This window comes from Kitasatospora sp. A2-31, from assembly GCF_022288725.1.
Lineage (GTDB): Bacteria > Actinomycetota > Actinomycetes > Streptomycetales > Streptomycetaceae > Kitasatospora.
On record NZ_JAKNTA010000142.1, the window covers coordinates 1 to 1,668 of the forward strand.

Annotated in this window: 2 protein-coding genes; both read right to left on the reverse strand. The window is 73.4% G+C overall.

Features of this window, described 5'->3' with window-relative positions; translation table 11 throughout:
• The coding region (locus MCM47_RS40280; RefSeq protein ID WP_238951787.1) for a glycosyltransferase family 2 protein at positions 1–743 on the reverse strand (743 nt) is incomplete at its 3' end.
• A 53-nt stretch (positions 744–796) separates the two neighbouring features.
• Positions 797–1,534: a CDP-alcohol phosphatidyltransferase family protein gene (locus MCM47_RS40285; protein ID WP_238862672.1), complete on the reverse strand. Its 738-nt coding sequence runs from the start codon at positions 1,532–1,534 to the stop codon at positions 797–799.
• Positions 1,535–1,668: the final 134 nt, after the last annotated feature.

The following is a 1,668-nucleotide window of genomic DNA, read 5'->3' on the forward strand; positions in this document are numbered from 1 at the left end:
CCCCACCAGGCCTTCAGTGCCTCCCCGGAGGGGCGGCGGGCCAGCGTGAGCAGGAACCAGGTTCCCAAGTAGAGAGGCACCAACACGGCCGGAAGGTTCCGCCGGGCGAGCCAGACCCTGTTCCGGGCCACGTTGTGGAAGTACGCGGCGTGCCGGGCGGGCGAGGTCGCCGGGTGGTGGAGCACCACGTCGGCCCGGTAGTCGATGGCCCAGCCGGCGTCCGCCGCGCGCCACGCGAGGTCGGTCTCCTCGTGCGCGTAGAAGAACTCGGCGGGCAGCTGTCCGGCCTGCTCGAACACCGTGCAGCGCACCGCGCTCGCACCACCCAGGAAGGTGGTCACCCGGGACGAGCGCAGCGGGTCGCTCGCCCGCAGCCGGGGGACGTGCCGGCGCTGGGTGACGCCGGTCTCGGGATCGGCGATGCGGAAGCTGACGATGCCCAGCCGCGGGTCGGCCGTGAAGGCCTCGCGCAGCAGCCGGGCCGAGTCGGTGCCCGGCAGCAGGCCGTCGTCGTCCAGGAAGAGCACGGCGTCGACGTCCCGGCCGTCCTTGCCGAACAGCTCGATGCCGACGTTGCGCCCGCCCGGGATGCCGAGGTTCTCCGGCAGCTCGACGCTGCGCACGTCGGCGGGCAGGGGCGGCAGCGGGGCGCCGTTGGCGACCACGGCCAGCTCGATCCGCGGGCCCTCCTGGGCGCGGACCGAGGCGATCAGGGCGTTGAGCTCCTCCGGCCGGTTGCCCATGGTGATGATGACCGCGCCGAGCCGGAAGGTGTCGGCCCCGGTCTGCACGGCGCTCACCGCAGCCTGCTCGACAGGACGATGCTCAGCAGGTGGAGCACGGTCTGCAGCATGGCGATCGCGGCCAGGACGACCACCGCCAGCCGGGTGAAGAACAGCCCGCCGTGCACGGCGTCCGCGACGCCCGCGGCGAGGATGAACAGCGAGGCCTCGACCGCGCCCACCAGCCGGTGGAACTTGAGGACGGAGGCCGCCCGGCGGGCCTTGGCGACGCCGGCAGAGCGCGGCACCGAGGCGCTGTCCTCGACCGCGGTCATGCCGCTGCGGGCGCGGGCCACGTCCACCAGGTCCGTCTCGGACTTGATCAGGATCGCGCCGAGCGCGGCCAGGGTGCCGAGGAACGCCCACTCCCAGTGCGAGCCGCCGCCCTCGCGGTGCAGCAGGTCGGTGGCGCGCAGGCCGAGGCCGGTGAGCAGGGCCGCCTCGGACATGTAGTGGCCGACCCGGTCCAGGTAGACACCGGTGAGCGAGGTCTGCCGCCGCCAGCGGGCGACCTCGCCGTCGACGCAGTCGAGGAGCAGGTAGACCTGGATGAGCAGGGCGCCGAGGACGGCGCCGACGAGGCCCGGGACGACGAGTGCGGCACCGGCCAGGATGCCGGTGAACATCATCAGGTAGGTCAGGCCGTTGGGCGTGATCGCCGTCATGGTGGAGAGCACGCGGGTGATCCGCAGCGAGATCTTCCGCATGTAGAGGCGGCCGGCCCAGTGCTCCGCGCTGCGGCGCTGGAGCATGCCCTCCGGGTGGATCACCGCGCGCAGCTCCTCGACGGAGGGGCGGCGGGTGAGGTCCACCGGGGCCGGGGGAGAGCCCTTCGTGGCGGGGTCAGCTGTTGACGGCTTGGGCAAAATTGGGGGCCACGGCCCCG

Bases quoted from the DNA above. Each gene is read 5' to 3' on its own strand.
- MCM47_RS40285 (WP_238862672.1), bottom strand. From the start codon at position 1,534: ATGCTCCAGCGCCGCAGCGCGGAGCACTGGGCCGGCCGCCTCTACATG.